This window comes from Humibacter ginsengisoli (genome assembly GCF_054780095.1).
This window is the reverse complement of record NZ_BAAGWZ010000004.1, coordinates 251695-272009: the sequence shown is the minus strand read 5'-3', so window position 1 is coordinate 272009 and position 20315 is coordinate 251695. Positions and strand designations below refer to the sequence as shown.

Sequence of the window (20315 nt, the reverse complement as noted above, 5' to 3'; positions counted from 1 at the left end):
GACCATCATGAACCAAGCCCTGGCCCTCGCGGCCTAACCGAAACTGTCACCCATCCGTGCAGCAGTCCCCCGACTACACCGATTGGGTGGCTTCGATACATCAGAAAGCCGAGCAACTGCGTGTCGTGTTTCTGCAACTTGGGTCAAGCAATGAGCCGGCGCGGCGTGCGGTGACGGCATCTCACCTGACGGTGAAGACTGTCCGGACTTATACGGGCATCACAGCTGAGCCTGTGGATGGCACGTTGCTCGTTGACAGGATGGAGACCGTCGCGAGAGGTTCGCATCACCCTTGCCGGAATCAGCAGAACCCGGACACTACTCGCATCCTCCGGCTGAGCGGTCCCATCCCGACCACCACGACCGGAGCCCTGAGACCCGCCACCGCAGCGCCATGCGGCCGTTGTCGTACCCTCAGGCCAGAATCAGCCACACAACCCCGGCAACGACACAGACCACGACCGTTCACCCGACCGACGAAAGATCGAGGTTAGTAGCTGCTGAGCGGTCGGAGAGCAACGCATCTCGACTCACGAATCACTGAACAATGTCGGTGCCATCCTCGCCCTTCAATGAAGGTTTTGGGAGCCGCTCGCGGCGTGACCCGCGAGCAACCTTATAAGGCATCGATGCGGATGGCTTCGGCGTCGAAGCGCGGCGTCTGGCTGTGACGCAATCTGCAGATCTCTTGCCTGGAAGTGTAAGAATCAGCCATGTTTCGCGGGGTTCCGGTCCACGATCACCGCTAGTTAGTGCGTCGCATCTATGAGGTGCAACGCAATCATCGCCGGTCCGATTGTCATGACTCCCGCGACGACGACGAGGACCCATGCTGTGCGTATCCGTCTCGCCTTCCGTACCTCACGTTGCAGCGCCGCGAACATTGGTGGGACGGAAGGATCCTGCGCGGGCTGGGGGCCCCATGTCGAGGGAGTTCTGGCGACACTTGCAATCTCGATGACCTCTTGACGAGTGTTGACGTGCGGGAGGTGTCGAAGCCAGGCGACGAGGTGCGACGCGCGACAGATCTCCACGCCCGCCGGTCGTTCACGGATCGTGATCCGTTTGGGGTGGACGAATACAAGGACGGGTGTCACTGACGTGCGCCGTCTCAGGCCGGCGGAAAGGAGGCGCGCGACGCGGTCGCTTTCGTAACGTGAGTTTCGGAGATGGTCGGTGCCTCTTCCATTGACAAGAATCCGTCGTCCGCCGACCCAGATCGAGGCTCCCTCGTGATATTTCGTGTTCAGGGTGAACACGCCGCCGGGACCAATGAGTAGGTGGTCGATATCGCTCCCCCTAGTACCGACGGGCAGGGAATGGAGAACAGCCCATTCGGGCCCGAGCGATCGGAGATGGTCGGCCACCGTCAACTCGCCTAGTGCACCGACATACCAAGATCGGGTCGCGACACTGACCGGGCTGCGCCCGAAGAGTCGGGCCATGGCGCTGCGTCGCGGTGATTGGGCGTGGAGGCGTAGGCACTCGGCCATGACAGACAAGGCGGGAATGTCGCCGATTGGGGCTTGTGCGCGACTGGGCGCAGGAGATGGATCTTCTGGTCCCCATTGAGTGCCGTCCCACCACCGGATGCCCCGCCTCCGTCGTCATACCATCCGGGAGGCGCTGCAGGGACGGCGTTCGTCACGGACGGAGCCTACGGGGCCAGTTGATCTCGATGCTGGCCCCAGTAGTGGCGTCAGTTGCATTTCAGCGCCCGGTCGACCCTCCCGCAAATGTTGTCGGGAGCTGGTGATGCGACCGCTCGAGCCGGGAAACGCTCGCGTCATCGATCACACGGTGGGTGCCACTCATTGCTTCCGCACCCTTTTGCACCACCGGCGCGAGTGGTAAATCAGTCGTTGTCATGACTGTCCAGCCTTCGTCGACCATCCAGATCGTGAGTGGGAGCGCTCGGACGCGTTCGGCGGATGTGAGCTCATCGAGCTGTGCCCCGGATTCTGTTTCGTCCTGTTCCTCGCGACGCAGGAATTACAGCTCTCACAGCGCGCGGTAGCGCAGGACGGTTCACCGATGGAGGGAAGCGCGGCGTCACCGACCTGGCACCGAGGCGACCGTCCCAGACCGGGCCGGGCACAGTCCCGAGTAGGCGATGCCGCACTGTTTCGAGGAATTCCACGACGCGCCAGGCGTGCGTCACCTTTGTTCAGGCCGGCAAGCCCGGTCGGCGCACCGCCGTTCAGTGCGCGATGCGGCGTCTGAACAGATATAGGGCGAGCCCGATGAGGATCAGCGCCAGGCCGGTGAACCCGATCGGGAACGTGTCCGATCCCGTGTTGGCGAGGGCCGCCGGGCCGTCAACGTCGCCGACCGCGGGCGCCGGGCCGTCACCTTGGCCAGCTACGGGCGCCGGGTCGTCGCCTTGGCCAGCTGCGGGCGCAAGGCCGCTCCATTGCGCATAGAGGGTGAGCGACTTCGGACCGCCGAGGCCCAAGTCGGTGGTGCCGGTCACCCGGGTGCCGCCCACGGCCTGCGTGAACCATCCGTCGAAGGTGAAGCCCGCACGAGTCGCGTCCGCCGGGAAGTCGATCTGGGCGTCCTGGAAGGTACCCGCAAAGACGGTCCCGGGGTTGACCGGGGCTGTGCCGCCGTTGCCGTCGAGCAGCACAGTGACGTTGTGTCCTGTCACGTTTTCGGGGTTATGGATGACCCGGGAGTTCAGGATGATGCCGTTGTTCGCGAGGGTGCCGGCGACCGTGAGCGTGCCCCCGTTGCGGATCGTGCCGGAGTTGGTCACCACAACGCCCGCCGGGATGTCGATGCTGTTGAAAGGCGGCAGGACGAGGGTGCCCGCATTGGAAAGCGACCCGAAGTTCGTGCTGTCCGAAGCGATGTCGCCGGGGCCGATCGCGTTCTTCTCCAGTCCCGAGCCGACGGTGACCACTGCAGCCGCGCCGATCGAGAGCGATGCGCCGGACCCGGAGTAACCGCCACCGATCCCGGCGGACTGCCCGTTGCTGGTTCCCGCGGTCACGGTGCCGCCGTTGATCATGATCGTGCCGCCGTCGTGGTCGCGGCCGCCGCCGATCCCCGCGGCGAATTCGCCGCCGGTCGTGGTGACGGTGCCGCCGTTGATCGTGGTAGAGCCGCCCGCGCCCTCGTGCCCGCCCCCGATCCCGGCTCCGTCGAAACCACCGAGGGCGGTGATGGAACCGCCGTCGATAACGATCGTGCCCGCGGCTTCGCCGTAGGCTCCGCCGATTCCGGCTCCGCCGCCACCGGATGCGTCTCCGTAGCTGCCGGTCGCGTTGAGGGTGCCGACGGCTCCGCCGGGAGCGGAGTCGACGATCGTGAGGGTGGTTCCCGCCGGGACTCCGAGCCCGGCCGGTCCATTGGGGTTCTCATCGTCGCCGACCAGGATGAGCCGGTGACCGTTAAGATCGAGGGTCAGCTCGTGGCCCGCGGGCACCTTCACGACCTCACTGGCCGCATCGCCCGTGACGTCGGCGCCGAGGACGATCGTCGCCCCGGAGGGCTCGGTCGCGAACGCATCGGCGAGTTCGGTGATCGAGTCGACCGCGGTGTCGGCGTGGGCGGCCGAGACCGGGCCGACCACCACCAGCGCGACGGCAGCGACCGCAACGCCGGTGAGCATACCGAGCCACCGAACCCGTCCGGGGGTCCAGGCCTCGGGGACGACAGCGCTGCGCGTCATCTCAGGTCCACTCTCGTTTGGGGAAGGCACCGTGTCGTCACGGAGCGGGACGGTCAGTTCAACAGCGCCCGATCGCCAGCCTAGCGGTCCTCTGATAGCAGGTCGTGGTGGCCCGGCAAGTGGCACAGGAGAGATCGTGCACCGACAACGCGAGCGGGTCGTCGACCTTGATCTGCACTTTCGTGGCTCTTCGAAGTTGAGCATGTAGTCGTGGTTCGCGCGGCGTTGACGGGTTGAGGGGTCGATGTTTTCCAGGACACACTGCGGCGTCGCGTGACCGTCGCTGAGAATGCCGTGCTCGTAAGCAATACGGTGATCGTCGGCACTCCGAAGGATGACGAGTCACGATCGGTGCCGTTTCCCGACTTCTTGGCCATCCCGATCCCGCAGCTGTGCGAAGGAAAGTCGCGTGATGCTCTAGTCTTCGACGACGACGGCGATTACCTGAAGCTACCGCAATCGAGCGGTGGACGGTTCGACGGTATGGGTGCGTCGCGCGCAGGCGGCCAATCCGACGTTGCGGAGGGTCACACCTTACGATCTACGGCACACTGCGGCGAGCTTGGCGATCGGTGCCGGAGCGAACGTAAAGGCTGTGCAACGAATGCTCGGACACGCGTCCGCTGCGATGACCCTCGATGTATACGCCGACCTGTTCGATGATGAGCTTGACGCTGTCGCAGTGGCCTTGAGTCAGGCTCGAGCCGCGTCAATTGTCGTCAAATCTGTCGTGAAACGGTAGTGGACGGCAAAGCAAAAGCCCCGACATCCCAGTGTTTTCTGGGAGTTCGGGGCTTTCGCAGATGGCGGTACCGGTGGGATTTGAACCCACGGATGGCTTGCACCATCACATGTTTTCGAGACATGCTCCTTCGGCCGCTCGGACACGGTACCGCCGTCTACTGTACGCGACGGCGGCGCGGGCATCCAATTGACGTGAGCGAAGTAGGAGCCTCGCAGGAAAGGGGCCGGACTACGATCTGGGCGGCGACACTATGGCCGTTCACCGTAGCGTCGGCGCAGCATCCGTAGTCTCGGCCCAGCGGTAGCGGCATACGCTGGATCGATGCGCAGCGAACGGCGGATGCCCGCACCCGTCAAGGTCGCGCTGGTCGCGTCATCCTGGATGGCAGCGCTAGTCGTCGGGGGAACGGCGCTCGTGCGGTCGCTGTCCAAACGCCGCAGGCTCGCGGCCGCGGCACTGAACGAGACGCTTCCCGTCAACTCCGCGTGGTGGCGCGCTCGCGCGAAAGCCGAGGGCGAACTGCTGTACGTCGCGCTTGGGGACAGCGCCGCACAAGGGATCGGGGCGAGCGAGCCGGGTCGCGGCTACGTGGGCATCCTTGCCGAACGCATCGCGCATCGCAGTGGTCTCAGCGTGCGCACGAGCAACCTCAGCGTCTCCGGCGCGACGGTCGCGCAGGCGGTCGACTACCAGCTCCCTCGGCTGGCCAAGCAGCGGCCGGACATCGCGACGGTGTCGATCGGCGCTAACGACATCGCCTCATGGGATGCCGTCAATTTCGAAGCCACACTGACCACCGTGCTCGACGCGCTGCCGCCGCACGCCATCGTCGCTGAGCTCCCCTACTTCTATCTGCCGGGCAACGAACGCAGGGTGGCCGCGGCGAACGAGATCGTCCACCGTCTCTGCCGCGAGCGCGACCTCACCGTCGCGCCGCTGCACGGGACGACGAAGCGGGCGGGCATCCTCGGCGCGCTGACGCTGTTCGCCGGCGACCGCTTCCATCCGAACGATCGCGGATACGAGTTGTGGGCATCCGCATTCGCGCCTTTCGTCGATGAGCGCATCGATCGAGTGCTCAGCGCCCGAGCGGATGCCGCCCATCGGTGAGGAAGTCGAGCACGCGCTTCCAGGCGGGCACGATCGCGAGGTGTCCGACCCCGTCGACGTCGTCGCGCGTCACGTTCGCCAACTGCGACGCGTACCAGTCGCCGTGCTCTGGGCTGATGGCATCCTCACTGCCGTACACGAGCAGCGTCTGCGCCTTCACGTCGGCCAGATCGAAGCCCCACGGATGCGCCGTATACGCGAGCAGGTCCGTCACCTGGCCGATCGAACCCTGTCGTACGGCATCCTGAAGCATCATCTCCAGCCGGTCGCGCACGCCCGGTCGATCGAGCACCGCGTCATCGACGTCACGCACGCCCAGCACCGAGAGCGGCGGCGGGTCGGAGGGCTGGAAGCCACGCGCCGCTGCCTCGTGTGCGAAGGCATCCGTCAGCGTCTCGAACGCCTCCTCCGCGGGCAGATGCGACAGCGCCTCGCTCTGTTCGGCCAACGGCTTGGGGATCCACTCCACCGCGTCGTTCGGAGCGGGCGTGCCGATCACTGCAACGCGGGAGATGAGCTGCGGATGCCTCGCTGCCAGCGCGAGCGCCACCCTGCCTCCCGCAGACCATCCGACGACCGAGATGCCCTTGTCCGCTCCTTCACCGAGCGACATGCCCATCTCGGACCTCGCGCGGAGGAACTGGGCGATGTCGTCCGCAGCACGGGCGACGGACGGCCACACACCGGAGGGCAACGGGTCGGACGAGCCGTAACCCGGCCGGTCGAGCGCCACAATGTGTGCGTCGGACTGCTGCGAAACCGTCGGGTCGGGATCGAACACACCGCTCCCCGGCGCCGGGTGGCAGAACACCACGATTCTGTCGGCGACGGGATTGCCGTGCGTGTTGACGCCGAGGCGGCGTCCGTCTTCGAGCGTGAAGAGCTGATCAGTCATGCCCACATGATGCAGAGGACCACCGACATACGTCAGGCCTTGCGGTTCTCCACAGCGGTTGGCCTTGCACAACTCCGCCCTTCGGGACAGGCGACGTCGGTGGTGCCGCCTAGCCTGAATCTGGGTCGAACAGGCATCCCACAGCACGGTCGGAGGGTTCATGGCGAAAACGCAGGGCGGGTACCGCTGCACCGTGTGCGGTTGGACGACGGCCAAGTGGGTGGGCCGATGTGGCGATTGTCAGGCGTGGGACACCATGTCGGAGGCGGTGCAGGCATCCACTCGCGTCACGCCCACGCACATTACGGATGACCGGGCTGCGGTCCCGATCACCGACATCGGAACGGATGCCGTCTTCCACTGGACGAGCGGAGTCGGCGAGTTCGATCGCGTGCTCGGGGGCGGCATCGTGCCGGGCGCGGCGATCCTGCTGTCGGGCGAGCCGGGCGTCGGCAAGTCCACCCTGCTGCTCGAGGTCGCCTCCCGCACGGCGGCGGCGAAGTCGCGCGTGCTGTACGTCTCGGCAGAGGAGTCAGCAGGTCAGGTGCGGCTGCGCGCGGAGCGCACCGGAGCGCTGCAGCCCAGCCTCTACCTCGCGGCCGAGACCGATCTCGCCGCCGTGATCGGGCAGATCGACGCGATCGATCCGCAGCTGGTCATCGTCGACTCGGTGCAGACCGTCGCGAGCCCGTCGCTCGACGGCATCGCGGGCGGGCCGAGCCAGGTGCGCGAGGTGGCGAGCACGCTCATCCGCGTGGCGAAGGAGCGCAACCTGCCGATTCTGCTCGTCGGCCACGTCACCAAAGACGGTCAGGTCGCTGGGCCGCGCGTACTCGAGCACCTCGTCGACGTGGTGTGTCAGTTCGAGGGCGACCGGCAGACGGCGCTGCGGTTCGTGCGTGCGCTCAAGAACCGGTTCGGGCCGACGGACGAGGTCGGATGCTTCGAGATGTCCGGCGACGGAATCGTCGAGGTTCCCGACCCGAGCGGTCTGTTCCTCAGCCGTTCGACCACACCGATATCCGGCACCTGCGTGACGGTTGCGATGGAGGGCAAGCGCGCCATCCCCGTGGAGGTGCAGGCCCTCGTGATCGACACCTCCGCCCCGAACCCGCGCCGGGTCACGAGCGGAGTGGATGCCGCACGCCTGGCAATGCTGCTCGCGGTGCTCGAGAAGCGGGCCGGCGTCCGCGTCTCCGACAAGGATGTCTACGTGTCGACGGTGGGCGGCGTCCGGCTCACGGAGCCGGCGGCCGACCTCGCGATCGCCATCGCGGTGGCATCCGCGGTGCGGAACAAGGCGATCGCGCACTCGACGGTCGCGTTCGGCGAGATCAGCCTCGCAGGCGAGGTCCGTGCGGTCTCCGGCTCACGCCAGCGAGTGGGCGAGGCCAATCGCATGGGCTTCAAGGAGCGCATCGACGGCGACGTGGGCAGCATTGGCGCGGCGCTTCGCATCGCGTTCGCGACCGGCCTCAGCGACTTCGACCGGGAGCTCGACGCCGCGTTCTAACGGTCACAGTGCTTGGCCCACCTCAGCTCGGTTGGACGCCCGCAGGTCAGCTAAGCAGGAACTGCTTCGTCGTCTTCGAGGTAACACCGTCCACCTGCACCTTCAGGTGATACGACGCACCAGCGGCCGGCACCGCCTGTCGCTGCTTCTCGCTGCACGTCGACGGATCGGAACGCGTGCGATCCCACGCGACTGGGTTCGAGGTGAGAGTCTTCCCGGGCTCCAGCAGGATGACCGTGTCGACCGGGTTCGTCTGGCAGTCGGTCGACTTCCAATACACCTCGTTGCCGCTCGTGATCGTGAACACCTGCTTCGCCGTTCCGGCGTCGAACGTGCACGCCTTCGTGCCGGTGTTCGTGATCGAGAACGAGAGCTGCGGCTGAACCCCCGGCCCGTAGCTGTTGGCATCAGTGATCGCTTCGACGTCGATCGCGGATGCCGCGCACGCCTTGCCGCTCGCCGTCGCCTTCGTCGTCGGGACGGTCGCCGGATTCGTGGTGGCCTTCGGATTCGAGGTGGCCTTCGGATTCGTAGTGGCCTTCGGCGTCGTGGTGGCCTTCGGCGTCGAGGTCGTCGCCGTGTGGGTCGCCACGGGAGCCGTGGCATCCGACTTGCCACGAGGCGCGAACACGATCAGCAGGATCACCACCACGATCGCCAGCAACGCCAGCCCCACCACCAGCCGGCGTCGCCAGTACACCCTGCTCGACTGCGGGCCGACCGGATGCTTCAGGCTCGACATGCCATCAGGCTAAGCGGCACCCATGCGGCACCTGAGGCAACTCGCCGGGTGAAACGGGCAATTCGCGGACGCCAGCGTGGTATCGGGCGCCACTTTCGTTGAGGGTCAGGTGGCTCAGCGCACCACGCCCAACTAGAGATGTTTGATCATGCGGGTGTTGCCGAGCGTGTTCGGCTTCACTCGCGCCAGATCCAGGAACTCGGCGACGCCCTCGTCCCGGCTGCGCAGGAGCTCGTTGTAGACATCCGGATCGACGGTCTCGTGACCCATGTCTTCGAACCCGTGACGCGAGAAGAACCGCACCTCGAACGTCAGGCAGAACAGCCTGCTCAGACCCAGCCCGGTCGCGTCGTACTCGAGACGCTCCAGCATCGCGTGTCCGACGCCCCGGCCGCGCCATTCGTCGGCGACCGCGAGGGTGCGCACTTCGCCCAGGTCTTCCCACAGCACGTGCAGGGCACCGCACCCGATCAACTCACCGTCGAGATCTTCGGCGACCCGGAACTCCTGCAGCGCCTCGTACAGCGCGACACGCTCCTTGCCGAGCAGGATGCGTCGCTCGACCAGCGGCTGCACGAGCTGCTGCATGCGTGGCACATCCCCTGTGCGGGCGCGGCGCACGCGGAACCCGCGCAACTCGGTCGTCGAGATCGGCTCGGTGAGGAGGTCTGCCACGCTTTTCAGAATAGGCGGTGTTGCCGAGCGGAACCTGGCGCAGTCATCCGCCGCCGCATCGGGGAGGAGCGCAAGGGGGATGACAGCGACGGCCGGCAGCAGGATGCTGAGAGAACGCACGCGCCCCAAGCGCGCAAGAACTCGAAGGGACAGCGATGAAGATCATCATCTTCGCCACCGGCGTGGTCGTCGGCTACATCCTCGGCGCGCGAGCGGGCCGCAAAGGATACGAACGGCTGCGCGAGAACGCGCGGAGGATCGCCAACTCCCCTGCCGTGCAGAACGTCGCGAACAGCGTCGGCGATGTGGTCGGCTCGGCGGCGAACCTCGCCGGCGACAAGATCTCGGATGCCCTCGGCTCGGTCGAGAAGAAGCTCGACGACGCTGCCGGCTGATAGCACTGCGGGAAGGAAGCGCCGCGCTCTAAGGCGGAGGAACCCGCACCCGCGGACGGAAGAACACGCACTCCCGCAGAGAAGAACACGGACCCTTGAGCGGAAGAACCCGCACCCTCGGGGAAGGGGGAGCGCGCCTCGCACGCAACGAGACGCGGGACCGACCTGCTGGTCGATCCCGCGTCTCGTTGTGCGTTTACAGCCCTGCTGCCAGGTCGGGGGTGGCTGCGCCCGTGCCGACCGGGCCGGCCGCGATCGCGCCCACCGGGTCCTTGCGGGCGGCGGTCGTGAACACGAACTCGCCGTTCTGGAAGTCCACCGTCACGTGATCCCCGGCGTTCAGCTCGCCGTGCAGGATCTTCTCACTGAGCCGGTCCTCCACCTCGTGCTGTACGGCGCGACGCAGCGGGCGGGCGCCCAGTGCCGGATCGAATCCGACCTCGATGAGCCGCTCCTTGGCGGGCTGCGTGAGCTCGATCGTCATGTCGCGGTCGAGCATCCGCTCGCCGAGGCGCTTCGTGAACAGGTCGACGATCTGCAGCAGCTCGCTCTTGTCGAGCTGCGGGAACACGATGATCTCGTCGACGCGGTTCAAGAACTCGGGCTTGAAGTTCTTCTTCAGCTCCTCGTTCACCTTCCCGCGCATACGGTCGTAGCCGGACTGGCTGCCCGCGTCGCCCTCGGCCTGGAAACCGACGGGTCCGCCGGAGATCGCTGCCGTTCCGAGGTTGGTCGTCATGATGATGACCGTGTTCTTGAAGTCGACGACGCGACCCTGGCCATCCGTCAGACGCCCCTCCTCGAGAATCTGCAGGAGCGAGTTGAAGATGTCGGGGTGCGCCTTCTCGATCTCGTCGAACAGGACGACGCTGAACGGCTTGCGGCGCACCTTCTCGGTGAGCTGACCGCCCTCTTCGAAGCCGACGAAGCCGGGAGGGGCGCCGAACAGGCGCGAGACCGTGTGCTTCTCGCCGTACTCGGACATGTCGAGCGAGATCATCGCCGACTCGTCGTCGAACAGGAACTCGGCGAGCGCCTTCGCCAGCTCGGTCTTTCCGACACCGGTCGGGCCGGCGAAGATGAACGAGCCGGACGGGCGGTGCGGGTCCTTCAGACCGGCACGCTGACGGCGGATCGTGCGGGAGAGCGCCGAGATGGCCTCCTCCTGGCCGATGACTCGCTGGTGCAGCGCCTTCTCCATGAAGACGAGGCGGCTGGACTCCTCCTCGGTGAGCTTGAACACCGGGATGCCCGTGGCCTGCGCCAGCACTTCGGCGATGAGCCCCTCGTCGACCTCGGCCGTCGTCTTCACGTCGCCCGAGCGCCACTGCTTCTCGAGCCGCAACCGCTCGCCGAGCAGGTTCTTCTCCTCGTCGCGCAGCGCGGCGGCCTTCTCGAAGTCCTGCTCCTCGATCGCCGACTCCTTGCGCTCGCGCACCTTCGCGATCTTGTCGTCGAACTCGCGGAGCTCCGGCGGGGCGGACAGGATCGACAGGCGCAGCCGCGCGCCGGCCTCGTCGATCAGGTCGATGGCCTTGTCGGGCAGGAAGCGGTCGCTGATGTAGCGGTCGGAGAGGTTCGCCGCGGCGACGATCGCGCCATCCGTGATCGACACCTTGTGGTGCGCCTCGTAGCGGTCGCGCAGCCCCTTCAGGATGTTGATCGCGTGCGGCAGCGACGGCTCCGCCACCTGGATGGGCTGGAAGCGGCGCTCGAGCGCGGCATCCTTCTCGAAGTGCTTGCGATACTCGTCGAGCGTGGTCGCACCGATGGTCTGCAGCTCGCCGCGCGCCAGCAGCGGCTTCAGGATGCTCGCGGCATCGATCGCGCCCTCCGCGGCACCCGCACCCACCAGGGTGTGGATCTCGTCGATGAACGTGATGATGTCACCGCGGGTGCGGATCTCCTTGGTCACCTTCTTGAGGCGTTCCTCGAAGTCACCGCGGTAGCGCGAGCCGGCGATCAGCGAGCCGAGGTCGAGCGTGTACAGCTGCTTGTCTTTCAGCGTCTCGGGCACGTCGCCGCGCACGATCGCCTGGGCAAGCCCCTCCACGACGGCGGTCTTACCCACGCCGGGCTCCCCGATGAGCACCGGGTTGTTCTTGGACCGGCGCGACAGGATCTGCATGACGCGCTCGATCTCCTTCTCACGGCCGATCACCGGATCGAGTTTGTTCTCGCGCGCAGCCTGCGTGAGGTTGCGGCCGAACTGGTCGAGGATCTGGCTTCCACCCTGAGCGCTCTGCTGCTCGTTCGCCCCCACCTGTACCTGCTCCTTGCCCTGATAGCCGGAGAGCAACTGGATGACCTGCTGGCGCACCCGGTTGAGGTCCGCGCCGAGCTTGACGAGCACCTGTGCGGCCACGCCTTCGCCCTCGCGGATGAGTCCGAGCAGGATGTGCTCGGTTCCGATGTAGTTGTGTCCGAGTTGCAGCGCCTCACGGAGCGACAGCTCGAGCACCTTCTTCGCACGCGGAGTGAACGGGATGTGCCCGGTGGGCTGCTGCTGGCCCTGGCCGATGATGTCTTGCACCTGCTCGCGCACGGCATCCAGCGAGATCCCCAGCGACTCCAGGGCCTTCGCCGCGACACCCTCACCCTCGTGGATCAGACCGAGCAGGATGTGCTCGGTTCCGATGTAGTTGTGGTTGAGCATCTTGGCCTCTTCTTGGGCCAAGACGACGACGCGGCGAGCTCGGTCGGTGAATCTCTCAAACATGTGGTCACTCCTCGCAGGGCCGCTGGCGGAGCGCTGGCGGGATGCGCGCGGTGTTGCTCACGAGCATCCGGATGCCTGCACGTCGGCCCCGTTATGAATCAGGGTAATAAGCGGCTCGGCTCGTGTGGCGGCTGTTCGCCGTCGGCGTTAAGGCGTCGCGAGGCGTGGGCGCGAGCGCATACTGTGCGTCGCGCGCTGGTTCGCTCGCCTACTTCAACGACATGCCCTGCAGCGTCCAGGTGAGGCCCTGACCCGTGACCGAGACGTCGCTGTGGCGGTCGATCGTGTTCGGGGTGGCGAACACGGTGGTGTGCGGCACGTAGTCCATCGTGCAGACCTTGTTCTTCGCGAGCTTGGGGATCGTGAGTTCCACCTTGTTGTGCCCCGTGAGGTTGAAGCGCGACGGTACCGGCGGGCAGGTCGAGCTCCCGTACAGCGTGACGGTGAACTGGTCACCGCCCTTCAGCCACACGGAAAACGGTGCGCCCCCCGCGCTGCTGGGAGGAGCCTCGACTCCCTTCGGCTCACCCTTGTAGTCGGTGATGGGCTTCGTGGAGTTCTGCGAGCATCCGGCGAGCGCGAGCACGGTGAGACCGGCGACGGAGGCGATGGCGACGCGCGAGGACCAGCGCGAGCGGGCGAGGGGGCGCGGCATGCCTCCATGGTAGGTGCGAGAGGGCGCTGCCGGCCCCGACGAGACGGCCGCCTCTGCATCCACCTCGCACGCCGCACGTAGGATGCCGCACATGAGCAACCTGGAGCGCCGTCCGGCGGAACTCGTGGCGGAGTGCGAGGCCGCCGATGGCGCCGGAATCGTGCTGCTGGAACCGCGGGATGTGCCGTTGGGCGGGCCGCGCGCGATGCCGGTGCACCGCACTCTGCCGCAGCGGACGAAGTCGACGATCGGGGGCTGGTGCTTCCTCGATCACTATGGCCCTGACGACGTCTCCGTGACGGGCGGGATGCGCGTGCCCCCGCATCCGCACACCGGCCTGCAGACCGTGAGCTGGCTGTTCCAGGGCGAGATAGAGCATCGCGACAGCGTCGGCTCGCACGCCATGGTGCGACCGGGCGAGCTGAACCTCATGACGGCAGGGCATGGCATCAGCCACTCGGAGGACTCGACTCCCGAGACGACCGTGCTGCACGGCGCGCAATTGTGGCTCGCGCTTCCGGACGCCTGGCGCGAGCAGGCGCCGTTCTTCGAGCGAACAGTTCCCTCCCCCGCCACGATCGGCGACGGCGTGGTGGCGCGTGTGTTCATCGGGGAGCTCGCAGGCGCATCCGCTCGGGCGACGGTGTTCAGCCCGCTCGTCGGGGCTCAGCTCGACCTGGATGCCGGTGCGTCCGTCGATCTTGCCGTAGCGCCGGACTTCGAGCACGGCATCCTGCTCGATCTTGGCGACATCGCCGTCGAGAGCGTCGACGTGCCGCACCGGCACCTCGCATACGTGCCGCCCGGACGCTCGCGACTGCGGCTGTCGTCGGTCGGCGGCGCGCGCATCCTGCTGCTGGGCGGCGAGCCGCTCGGCGAACAGATCGTGATGTGGTGGAACTTCATCGGCCGCAGCCACGACGAGGTCGTCGCGTCGCGGGAGCAGTGGCAGCGCGAGGTGATCGACGGAGCGGATGCCGCTGGCCGGTTCGGCACGGTCGCGGACTACCCGGGGCATCCGCTCGCGGCACCCACCATGCCGACCGTGCGGCTGAAGCCGCGGCAGTAGACGCGACGATGGTCGCCGCTCCAGAGCGCGGCGGCCATCATGCCGTTGAGCATGGTGAACCGTCGGGCGCGGTTCAGCGGTAGAGCGGGCTCCCGTCGGGCGCGGCCGGGACAGGAGTGCCGTCCGTGAACGTCGGCCAGGCCAGGGGCGCACCCGCGACGGCAGCGAAGTCCGGTGCGCCGGCGGCTCCCGCCGGAACCGGGGCGCCGTTCGCCAGGCGAGGCCATGCGAGTGGCGGGTGCGCGGCCCCGGCAGGCCGCGGGCCGCCGGCCTGCGGCTGCGCGACGGTCGGTGCAACCGGCACAGGTGGGACGGGAGGCACAGGGGCTGAGCCCTGCCGGAACCCGGGAGCCTGGGGCACGGGCGGCACGCCAGGGCGGAAGGCACCGGAGCCGTAGCCGCCGGGGCCGTAAGCACCGCTCACGAAGGCGAACGACGACCCCGTGCGCTGCACTCGATGGCTGCGGCCCGTGAGCAGTCCCCAGAGCGGGATCAGCACGAGTGCGACGCCGGCGATCACCGCGATGGAGGCGACGACACGACCATAGAAGTCCAGATCCCACAGGTGGTTGAACGGCGTGGGGGCAGGAATCGTCACCATGATGCCGATGACGCCGAACGCGCACCCGGAGATGTACGCGAGTGCGCGGGTCACGGTCGTGACCCACCTCGAATACAGGAACCGCACGAGGTCGACGAGCGCGAGCATCCCGCGCACGAAGATGAGGCAGAGGATGCTTCGCCAAATGTCGATCCAGAGCGCGAACGGGCCGGAGCCGTTCTCCGTCCAGATCGTGACGATCCACAGCAGTAGCAGGTAGGCATCCGTCGCCAGCGATGCGAACTCGAACCACTCGGGACGGTACGCGCCGATGACGGTGTCGAGCCACACCAGGAGCGCGAAGACGATCAGCGCGATGTCTGTTGTGACGACGCGTCCGAGGGTGTCGCTGCCCGCGCCGAACAGAATGAACAGCACTGAGACGAGCGCGCACGCCGCCACGACGATGAGCACGATGCGAGCGCCCCAGGCGCCGAGCACGCTGGCACGCTTGCCGGTCGGCGCGAACGGCCCAGCCAGAGGCGCCGCAGGAGCGGCGGCTGCGGGTGCCGGAGGCGGCGTCTGGCCCGGAGGCGGAGGAGGCATCTCGCCTGCGGGCGGCGACGGGATCTCGCCCGCAGCTGACTGCGGGAACGCGGCGGACGGCGGGGCCGCGCCCTGCGGCGCACCGGTCTGCTGGTTCGGGCTCTCTTGGCTCATGAAGGCCTCCTCGTGATCGCGCCGCCAGCGTATCGAAGGCCGGCGTTCCGGGCGACCGCTTTCCACAGCCTGGCTCCCAATCCATTCCACTCGCTCAGATGGTCCTTAGGGCTGCGTCATAAGGGCAATCGGCGCGACTCGAATACGGAAGACCCGACACCGGCAGCCGGCCGGCGGCTCACTGCAGGGCGGAGGTCAGCCTCGCGAGGTTGTCGAGCATGGTGGACGGCAGCGGCTGCTTCAGCCATTCGTCCAGGGTGAGCTGCTTGCTGGCATCCCGGTACCCCTGCTCCACCTCGCGCATCTCGGCGACGAATGACTTGCCGCGCACCATCAGCGAGATCTCCGCGTTCAGCATGAACGAGCGCATGTCCATGTTGCTGGAGCCGATGACAGCGACCTCATCGTCGATCGTGAAGTGCTTGGCGTGCAGGATGTACGGCGCTTTGTACATCCAGATCGTCACGCCAGCGCGCAGCAGTTGTTCGTAGTAGGAGCGCTGCGCGTGGTAGACGAGGGCCTGGTCGCCGATCTCGGAGACGAAGAGCTCGACATGGATGCCCCGCTGCACCGCCGTGGTCAGCGCGGTCAGCATCGCCTCGTCTGGCACGAAGTACGGCGACGTGATGATGATCCGTTCCGTGGCGTAGTAGAGCAGCGCAAGGAACAGCTTGAGGTTGTTCTCGTTGTCGAAACCGGGCCCGCTCGGCACGAGCTGGCAGTCCAGTTCCTCCTCGACGTTCACCGTGACGATCGGGTCGCGCTCGCGCGCGAGCAGGTCGCCGGTCTCCGAATACCAGTCGGTGATGAAGATCGCGTTGAGCCCGGCCACGATGGGGCCCTCGAGCCGGGTGACGAGTTCCTTCCATTTCAGCCCGCGCTTGATGTTGCTGCGCTTGTTGTAGGTGCGGTCGATCACGTTCTGCGATCCCATGAACCCGACCCTGCCGTCGGCGACCAGCAGCTTGCGGTGGTTGCGCAGATCCGGCCGCTGATACTTGCCCTTCAGCGGCTGCACCGGCAGCATGAGCCGCCACTGCGCGCCCATGGCGGTGAGACGTTTGATGGTGCGCTTGTAGTCCCTGATGCGGAGCGACGCGATGTGGTCCAGAAGCACGCGTACCGTGACGCCGCGCTTCACTGCGGCCTCGAGTGCGTCGAAGAACGGCGCCGTCGTGTCGTCCCAGCTGAGGATGTAGAACTCGACGTGCACGTAACGGGTGGCCGCGTCGACGGCCTGAGTCATCGCATCCAGCGACGCCTCGTAGGCACCGATCAGCGAAGCCGCGTTACCGCCGACGAGTGGCATGGCCCCGAGACTGCGGTTCATGCGCACGACCGGCTCGAGCCACGGGGGCCACGGATGATCGCGACGCACCCTCTCGATGCCCTCCGTGGATTCGAGGATGAACTGGTTGATCTGCTGTTGCCGCAGACGTCGCTGTTTGGGCAGCTTGTAGCTACCGATGAGCAGGAAGAACAGCCATCCGATGTATGGGATGAAGTAGACGGCCAGCAGCCAGGCCGTCGCCGAGGTGGGCCGGCGGTTGCGGGGGATGACGATGATCGCGACGATACGCAGCCCGAAGTCGACGACGAGCCCGATCACGATGATGATCCAGGTCAGGGTGCCGCTGTCCATGTCATCCCCTCGTGCAGCCGGCTGGGGCTGACGCTAGCACCGGCCGACGACAGTCTGCGTCACCGACAAGGGGCGAAGTGGGGGAACGACTAGTTGTTGCCGGCACCGACGTTGTCGACGCTCGCTGTCGTCTTAGCGGCAATGTCTTTCGGGCTCGCTTAGGAAGAGCAACCTTGCAAGATTAATCTTGCAAGAGTAACCTTCTGAATATGGCGGATGAGATCGACGTGGAGGCGACTGCCGGTGAGCTGCGTCGTGCGGTGAGCCAGGTCAAGCGGCGGATGCGCAGCACCCGTTCCTCCGAGCTCAGCGCGCCGGAGTCCTCGGTGCTGTCCCGTTTGGATCGCAACGGCTCGGACAACATCGCCGGGCTCGCCCGGTGGGATCAGGTGACGCCGCAGACGATGGGTTCGACGGTCGCCGCGCTCGAGGCGCGTGGGTTCATCCAGCGACAGCCGGACCCTGACGATGGGCGCCGTTTCGTCCTGTCGCTGACCGCGGCCGGCGCACGCCAGCTGCACGACATCCGCGACGCTGCGACCCACAGCATCGCCGTCGCCCTCCGCGAGCATCTCAGCCCGGAGGAGATCCGGCTGATCCATGATGCGGCGCCGCTGATCGAGCGCGTCGCCCAGTTTCTCTAACTCGGTTCCCTTCTTTCATCAGCGGGCGGCACGCACCGGCCCGCTGCCGACTGCGCCCGCTGGCGCCCTGGAGCATCTCGATGTCTGATTCAGCTACGACGTCCGCCTCGCCGCCGAGCGGCCCGTTCAACTGGCGGTTCACCACGCCGCTGTACATCGGCTCGGCCCTCAACCCGATCAACAGCTCGCTGATCGCGACGGCACTGGTGCCGATCGCGGCCGGCGTGCACGTCTCGATCGGGCAGACCGCGGTGCTCGTCTCGGCCCTCTACCTCGCCAGCGCGATCGCGCAGCCCACTGCGGGCAAGGCGGCGGAGGTGTTCGGGCCGCGGCGCGTGTTCCTCACCGGCATCCTGCTGGTTCTCGCCGGCGGGATCGTCGGCGGGCTTGCGCCGGGGCTTCTGGCGTTGATCATCAGCCGGGTGCTGATCGGCCTGGGCACCTCCTGCGCCTATCCGACGGCGATGGTCCTGATCCGCAGGCGCGCCCGCACGGCGGGGCTCGCGAAACCGCCCGGAGCCGTCCTTGGCGGCCTCATGATCGCCGGCGTCGCGACCGCATCGCTCGGCCTGCCCATCGGCGGGGTGCTCGTGCAGTTCCTCGGCTGGCGCTCCGTGTTCCTCATCAACGTCCCGGTTGCGCTGATCGGGCTGATCGCGACGTTGATGTGGGTGCCCCGTGACGAGCCCACGGAGCGGCGCACGGCGCGCCGGATCGCATCGGACCTGGATCTGACGGGAATCCTCGGCTTCGCGCTGGCGATGACGAGCCTGCTGCTCTTCCTCTCGAGCTTCCCGAACCCGGATTGGACGCTGCTGGCGGTCACGGCCGTGCTCTGGGCACTCGAGGTCTGGTGGGAGTTGCGCGCGAAGTCACCGTTCTTCGACGTGCGGCTCCTCGGCCGCAACATCGCCCTTACCGGCACTCTGATCCGGTTCGGGCTCGTCATGCTGTGCGGGTACGTCGTCCTCTACGGCATCACCCAGTGGCTGGAAGCATCCCAGGACATGTCGGAGCTCGGCTCTGGCCTCCTGCTCATCCCGATGACTCTCGTTTCCGGCCTTGTGATCGTGCCGTTCTCGCGCCGCAACCTGGTGCGGGGCCCGATCATCGGCGCCGCCGTCGCGTGCATCGCCGCAGCGGTCTGCGCCCTCTTCCTGCCCACCCCGGCGTGGCTTGCCGTCACCCTCGCGGTCACGACCCTGCTCGGCTTCGCGCAGGGCGCGGCGAGTAGCAACCAGCTCGCTCTTTACAGCCAGGCGACGGCCGAGCAGCTCGGCACCGCATCCGGCCTGATGCGCTCCTTCGGCTACCTCGGCTCCATCGCCTCTTCCGCGATCACCGGCATCGTCTACCGCACCAACGTCACCGACACGGGCGTGACCACCATCGCCTGGATCATGGTCGGCGCAAGCCTCGTCCTCCTCGGCATCTCCGTCTTCGACCGAACCCTGCGCCACACCGCCGGCCCGGCCGCCTGAAGTCCCGGCCTCCTACGGCTAGTGCTGGAGGCCGCGGCGGGCGCGCTCCTGCGCCTCGATCTTCGCGTACGCCTTGCGCTCACTGCGATCGGCATGCACGAGCGAACGCATCACCACCCAGAACACCAGCCCGACGAGAACCGTCGGCGCGAGCGCCCAGATGATGCCTGCCCATACGCCGTCCATGATGTGGTCAAGGATACGCGCTGGAACTTGGGGACACCGCCGCATCCACTCGGGGAGCGGCCGTCGAACCGCGCTGAATGAACACAGAGAGCGGCGCCGTGACGTCTTGCGGTTCTCCGCCGTCGATCACGGCCAGCAGCGTGGTCGCCGCGAGGCCGCCGAGATCCCTCACGTCGTGACTCATCGCCGACAGTGGTGGCGTGGCGAGCCGGCAGAGCGTGGAGTCGTCCCAGGCCACGATCGACAGGTCGCCGGGCACGGACATGCCGCGTGCCTTCACCGCCTCGAGTCCGGCAACCGCCATCACATCGTTGTCGAAGATCACGGCGGTCGGCGGTTGCGGCGACTCCAGCAGTTGCAGGATGGCGGCCGCTCCGCTCGGGCCGGAGTAGTCGCCGATCGCGGTGCTGGACGCCGCACCGGCGGCAGCCATGGCATCCGCGAAGGCCACGGTTCGAGCCTGGGTGTGCACGAGGCGTTCGGGGCCGGAGACACGACCGATCGCGCGGTGCCCGAGCCGCACGAGCTGCTCGACGGCGTGCACCGTGGTCGTGTAGTTGTCGACGCGCACGACGGCGCCGCCGGCGGCATCCACGGGCTCACCGAGCGTGACGTGCGGCAGCCCGAGCTCGGCGAGCACAGCACCCCGCGGATCGTCGACGGTGAGGTCACTGACCACCACGCCGGCGACGGTTCCGGATGCCGCCCACCTGCGGTACGCGGTGAGCTCGTCGGCGACCGTGGGCACGGTCTGCATCAGCACGCGCATGCCGCGCGGGTGCAGCACGTCTTCCATTCCCGCTATGACCTCGCTGTAGAACGGGTCGACGCCGACCGGCGAGCGCAGGAACGCCATGCCGATCGCCGCAGGCTCGTTCCGTTTCGCACTCATGCGTACAGTATCGCC

The 20315-nt window shown here is 67.1% G+C and carries 18 protein-coding genes and 1 tRNA gene; 7 read left to right on the top strand and 12 right to left on the bottom strand.

Annotation, left to right across the window (positions count from 1 at the left end; all coding sequences use genetic code 11):
* Positions 1-749: 749 nt before the first annotated feature.
* Positions 750-1445 carry a nuclease-related domain-containing protein gene (locus ACYVI5_RS07950; RefSeq protein ID WP_460579733.1) on the bottom strand — a complete coding sequence of 232 codons (696 nt, stop codon included), beginning with the start codon at positions 1443-1445 and terminating at the stop codon, positions 750-752.
* A 755-nt stretch (positions 1446-2200) separates the two neighbouring features.
* Positions 2201-3676 (bottom strand): InlB B-repeat-containing protein, encoded by a 1476-nt coding sequence (locus tag ACYVI5_RS07945; protein WP_460579732.1) that lies wholly within the window; start codon positions 3674-3676, stop codon positions 2201-2203.
* Between the two features lie 466 nt (positions 3677-4142).
* On the opposite strand from ACYVI5_RS07945, the gene ACYVI5_RS07940 reads away from it, so the two are divergent.
* Positions 4143-4418 carry a site-specific integrase gene (locus ACYVI5_RS07940; protein WP_460579731.1) on the top strand — a complete coding sequence of 92 codons (276 nt, stop codon included), beginning with the start codon at positions 4143-4145 and terminating at the stop codon, positions 4416-4418.
* 62 nt (positions 4419-4480) lie between these two features.
* Here the strand turns inward: ACYVI5_RS07940 and ACYVI5_RS07935 are convergent.
* Positions 4481-4570 (bottom strand) — tRNA-Ser (locus tag ACYVI5_RS07935).
* Between the two features lie 172 nt (positions 4571-4742).
* Here ACYVI5_RS07935 and ACYVI5_RS07930 point away from each other — a divergent pair.
* Positions 4743-5531, top strand: a complete 789-nt coding sequence (locus tag ACYVI5_RS07930) for an SGNH/GDSL hydrolase family protein (RefSeq protein ID WP_460579730.1) — start codon at positions 4743-4745, stop codon at positions 5529-5531.
* On the opposite strand, the gene ACYVI5_RS07925 is transcribed toward ACYVI5_RS07930, so the two are convergent.
* Entirely contained in the window at positions 5500-6426 is a 927-nt protein-coding gene (locus tag ACYVI5_RS07925) for an alpha/beta fold hydrolase (RefSeq protein ID WP_460579729.1), read from the bottom strand. The genes ACYVI5_RS07930 and ACYVI5_RS07925 overlap by 32 nt on opposite strands.
* 160 nt (positions 6427-6586) lie before the next feature.
* On the opposite strand from ACYVI5_RS07925, the gene radA reads away from it, so the two are divergent.
* Positions 6587-7939 carry a DNA repair protein RadA gene (gene radA, locus ACYVI5_RS07920; protein WP_460579728.1) on the top strand — a complete coding sequence of 451 codons (1353 nt, stop codon included), beginning with the start codon at positions 6587-6589 and terminating at the stop codon, positions 7937-7939.
* A 46-nt stretch (positions 7940-7985) separates the two neighbouring features.
* Here radA and ACYVI5_RS07915 read toward each other — a convergent pair whose 3' ends face one another.
* The gene (locus ACYVI5_RS07915) at positions 7986-8681 is read right to left on the bottom strand and encodes a hypothetical protein (protein WP_460579727.1); all 696 of its coding nucleotides are present in this window, start codon (positions 8679-8681) and stop codon (positions 7986-7988) included.
* Between the two features lie 132 nt (positions 8682-8813).
* Positions 8814-9356: an amino-acid N-acetyltransferase gene (locus ACYVI5_RS07910; protein ID WP_460533297.1), complete on the bottom strand. Its 543-nt coding sequence runs from the start codon at positions 9354-9356 to the stop codon at positions 8814-8816.
* A 155-nt stretch (positions 9357-9511) separates the two neighbouring features.
* On the opposite strand from ACYVI5_RS07910, the gene ACYVI5_RS07905 reads away from it, so the two are divergent.
* Positions 9512-9751: a hypothetical protein gene (locus ACYVI5_RS07905; protein WP_460533300.1), complete on the top strand. Its 240-nt coding sequence runs from the start codon at positions 9512-9514 to the stop codon at positions 9749-9751.
* A 196-nt stretch (positions 9752-9947) separates the two neighbouring features.
* Here the strand turns inward: ACYVI5_RS07905 and ACYVI5_RS07900 are convergent, their stop codons facing one another.
* Both ACYVI5_RS07900 and ACYVI5_RS07895 read right to left on the bottom strand, forming a co-directional pair.
* The gene (locus tag ACYVI5_RS07900) at positions 9948-12470 is read right to left on the bottom strand and encodes an ATP-dependent Clp protease ATP-binding subunit (protein ID WP_460533303.1); all 2523 of its coding nucleotides are present in this window, start codon (positions 12468-12470) and stop codon (positions 9948-9950) included.
* A 208-nt stretch (positions 12471-12678) separates the two neighbouring features.
* Positions 12679-13125: a hypothetical protein gene (locus ACYVI5_RS07895; protein WP_460579726.1), complete on the bottom strand. Its 447-nt coding sequence runs from the start codon at positions 13123-13125 to the stop codon at positions 12679-12681.
* A gap of 91 nt (positions 13126-13216) precedes the next feature.
* On the opposite strand from ACYVI5_RS07895, the gene ACYVI5_RS07890 reads away from it, so the two are divergent.
* The gene (locus tag ACYVI5_RS07890; protein WP_460579725.1) at positions 13217-14194 is read left to right on the top strand and encodes a pirin family protein; all 978 of its coding nucleotides are present in this window, start codon (positions 13217-13219) and stop codon (positions 14192-14194) included.
* Positions 14195-14267: 73 nt separating this feature from the next.
* Here ACYVI5_RS07890 and ACYVI5_RS07885 read toward each other — a convergent pair whose 3' ends face one another.
* Both ACYVI5_RS07885 and cls read right to left on the bottom strand, forming a co-directional pair.
* Positions 14268-15455 carry a hypothetical protein gene (locus tag ACYVI5_RS07885; protein WP_460579724.1) on the bottom strand — a complete coding sequence of 396 codons (1188 nt, stop codon included), beginning with the start codon at positions 15453-15455 and terminating at the stop codon, positions 14268-14270.
* Between the two features lie 178 nt (positions 15456-15633).
* A complete protein-coding gene (gene cls, locus ACYVI5_RS07880) occupies positions 15634-17097 on the bottom strand; it encodes a cardiolipin synthase (protein ID WP_460579723.1) in 1464 nt (487 codons plus the stop codon).
* A 227-nt stretch (positions 17098-17324) separates the two neighbouring features.
* Here cls and ACYVI5_RS07875 point away from each other — a divergent pair, with 227 nt between their 5' ends.
* A complete protein-coding gene (locus ACYVI5_RS07875; protein ID WP_460579722.1) occupies positions 17325-17741 on the top strand; it encodes a MarR family winged helix-turn-helix transcriptional regulator in 417 nt (138 codons plus the stop codon).
* A gap of 80 nt (positions 17742-17821) precedes the next feature.
* Entirely contained in the window at positions 17822-19222 is a 1401-nt protein-coding gene (locus ACYVI5_RS07870; protein WP_460579721.1) for an MFS transporter, read from the top strand.
* An 18-nt stretch (positions 19223-19240) separates the two neighbouring features.
* Here the strand turns inward: ACYVI5_RS07870 and ACYVI5_RS07865 are convergent, their stop codons facing one another.
* Together ACYVI5_RS07865 and ACYVI5_RS07860 are read right to left on the bottom strand one after the other, a co-directional pair.
* On the bottom strand, positions 19241-19408 hold the full coding sequence (locus ACYVI5_RS07865) for a hypothetical protein (RefSeq protein WP_460533326.1): 168 nt from the start codon (positions 19406-19408) through the stop codon (positions 19241-19243).
* Positions 19409-19415: 7 nt separating this feature from the next.
* On the bottom strand, positions 19416-20300 hold the full coding sequence (locus ACYVI5_RS07860; RefSeq protein ID WP_460579720.1) for a LacI family DNA-binding transcriptional regulator: 885 nt from the start codon (positions 20298-20300) through the stop codon (positions 19416-19418).
* Positions 20301-20315: the final 15 nt, after the last annotated feature.

What these genes read in the sequence shown, in the direction of transcription:
- ACYVI5_RS07950 (WP_460579733.1), bottom strand. Translation starts at nt 1,445, where the DNA reads ATGGCCCGACTCTTCGGGCGCAGCCCGGTCAGTGTCGCGACCCGATCT.
- ACYVI5_RS07890 (WP_460579725.1), top strand. Translation starts at nt 13,217, where the DNA reads ATGAGCAACCTGGAGCGCCGTCCGGCGGAACTCGTGGCGGAGTGCGAG.
- ACYVI5_RS07905 (WP_460533300.1), top strand. Translation starts at nt 9,512, where the DNA reads ATGAAGATCATCATCTTCGCCACCGGCGTGGTCGTCGGCTACATCCTC.
- ACYVI5_RS07870 (WP_460579721.1), top strand. Translation starts at nt 17,822, where the DNA reads ATGTCTGATTCAGCTACGACGTCCGCCTCGCCGCCGAGCGGCCCGTTC.
- ACYVI5_RS07945 (WP_460579732.1), bottom strand. Translation starts at nt 3,676, where the DNA reads ATGACGCGCAGCGCTGTCGTCCCCGAGGCCTGGACCCCCGGACGGGTT.
- cls (WP_460579723.1), bottom strand. Translation starts at nt 17,097, where the DNA reads ATGGACAGCGGCACCCTGACCTGGATCATCATCGTGATCGGGCTCGTC.
- ACYVI5_RS07895 (WP_460579726.1), bottom strand. Translation starts at nt 13,125, where the DNA reads ATGCCGCGCCCCCTCGCCCGCTCGCGCTGGTCCTCGCGCGTCGCCATC.
- ACYVI5_RS07930 (WP_460579730.1), top strand. Translation starts at nt 4,743, where the DNA reads ATGCGCAGCGAACGGCGGATGCCCGCACCCGTCAAGGTCGCGCTGGTC.
- ACYVI5_RS07900 (WP_460533303.1), bottom strand. Translation starts at nt 12,470, where the DNA reads ATGTTTGAGAGATTCACCGACCGAGCTCGCCGCGTCGTCGTCTTGGCC.
- ACYVI5_RS07925 (WP_460579729.1), bottom strand. Translation starts at nt 6,426, where the DNA reads ATGACTGATCAGCTCTTCACGCTCGAAGACGGACGCCGCCTCGGCGTC.
- radA (WP_460579728.1), top strand. Translation starts at nt 6,587, where the DNA reads ATGGCGAAAACGCAGGGCGGGTACCGCTGCACCGTGTGCGGTTGGACG.
- ACYVI5_RS07915 (WP_460579727.1), bottom strand. Translation starts at nt 8,681, where the DNA reads ATGTCGAGCCTGAAGCATCCGGTCGGCCCGCAGTCGAGCAGGGTGTAC.
- ACYVI5_RS07885 (WP_460579724.1), bottom strand. Translation starts at nt 15,455, where the DNA reads ATGAGCCAAGAGAGCCCGAACCAGCAGACCGGTGCGCCGCAGGGCGCG.
- ACYVI5_RS07860 (WP_460579720.1), bottom strand. Translation starts at nt 20,300, where the DNA reads ATGAGTGCGAAACGGAACGAGCCTGCGGCGATCGGCATGGCGTTCCTG.
- ACYVI5_RS07865 (WP_460533326.1), bottom strand. Translation starts at nt 19,408, where the DNA reads ATGGACGGCGTATGGGCAGGCATCATCTGGGCGCTCGCGCCGACGGTT.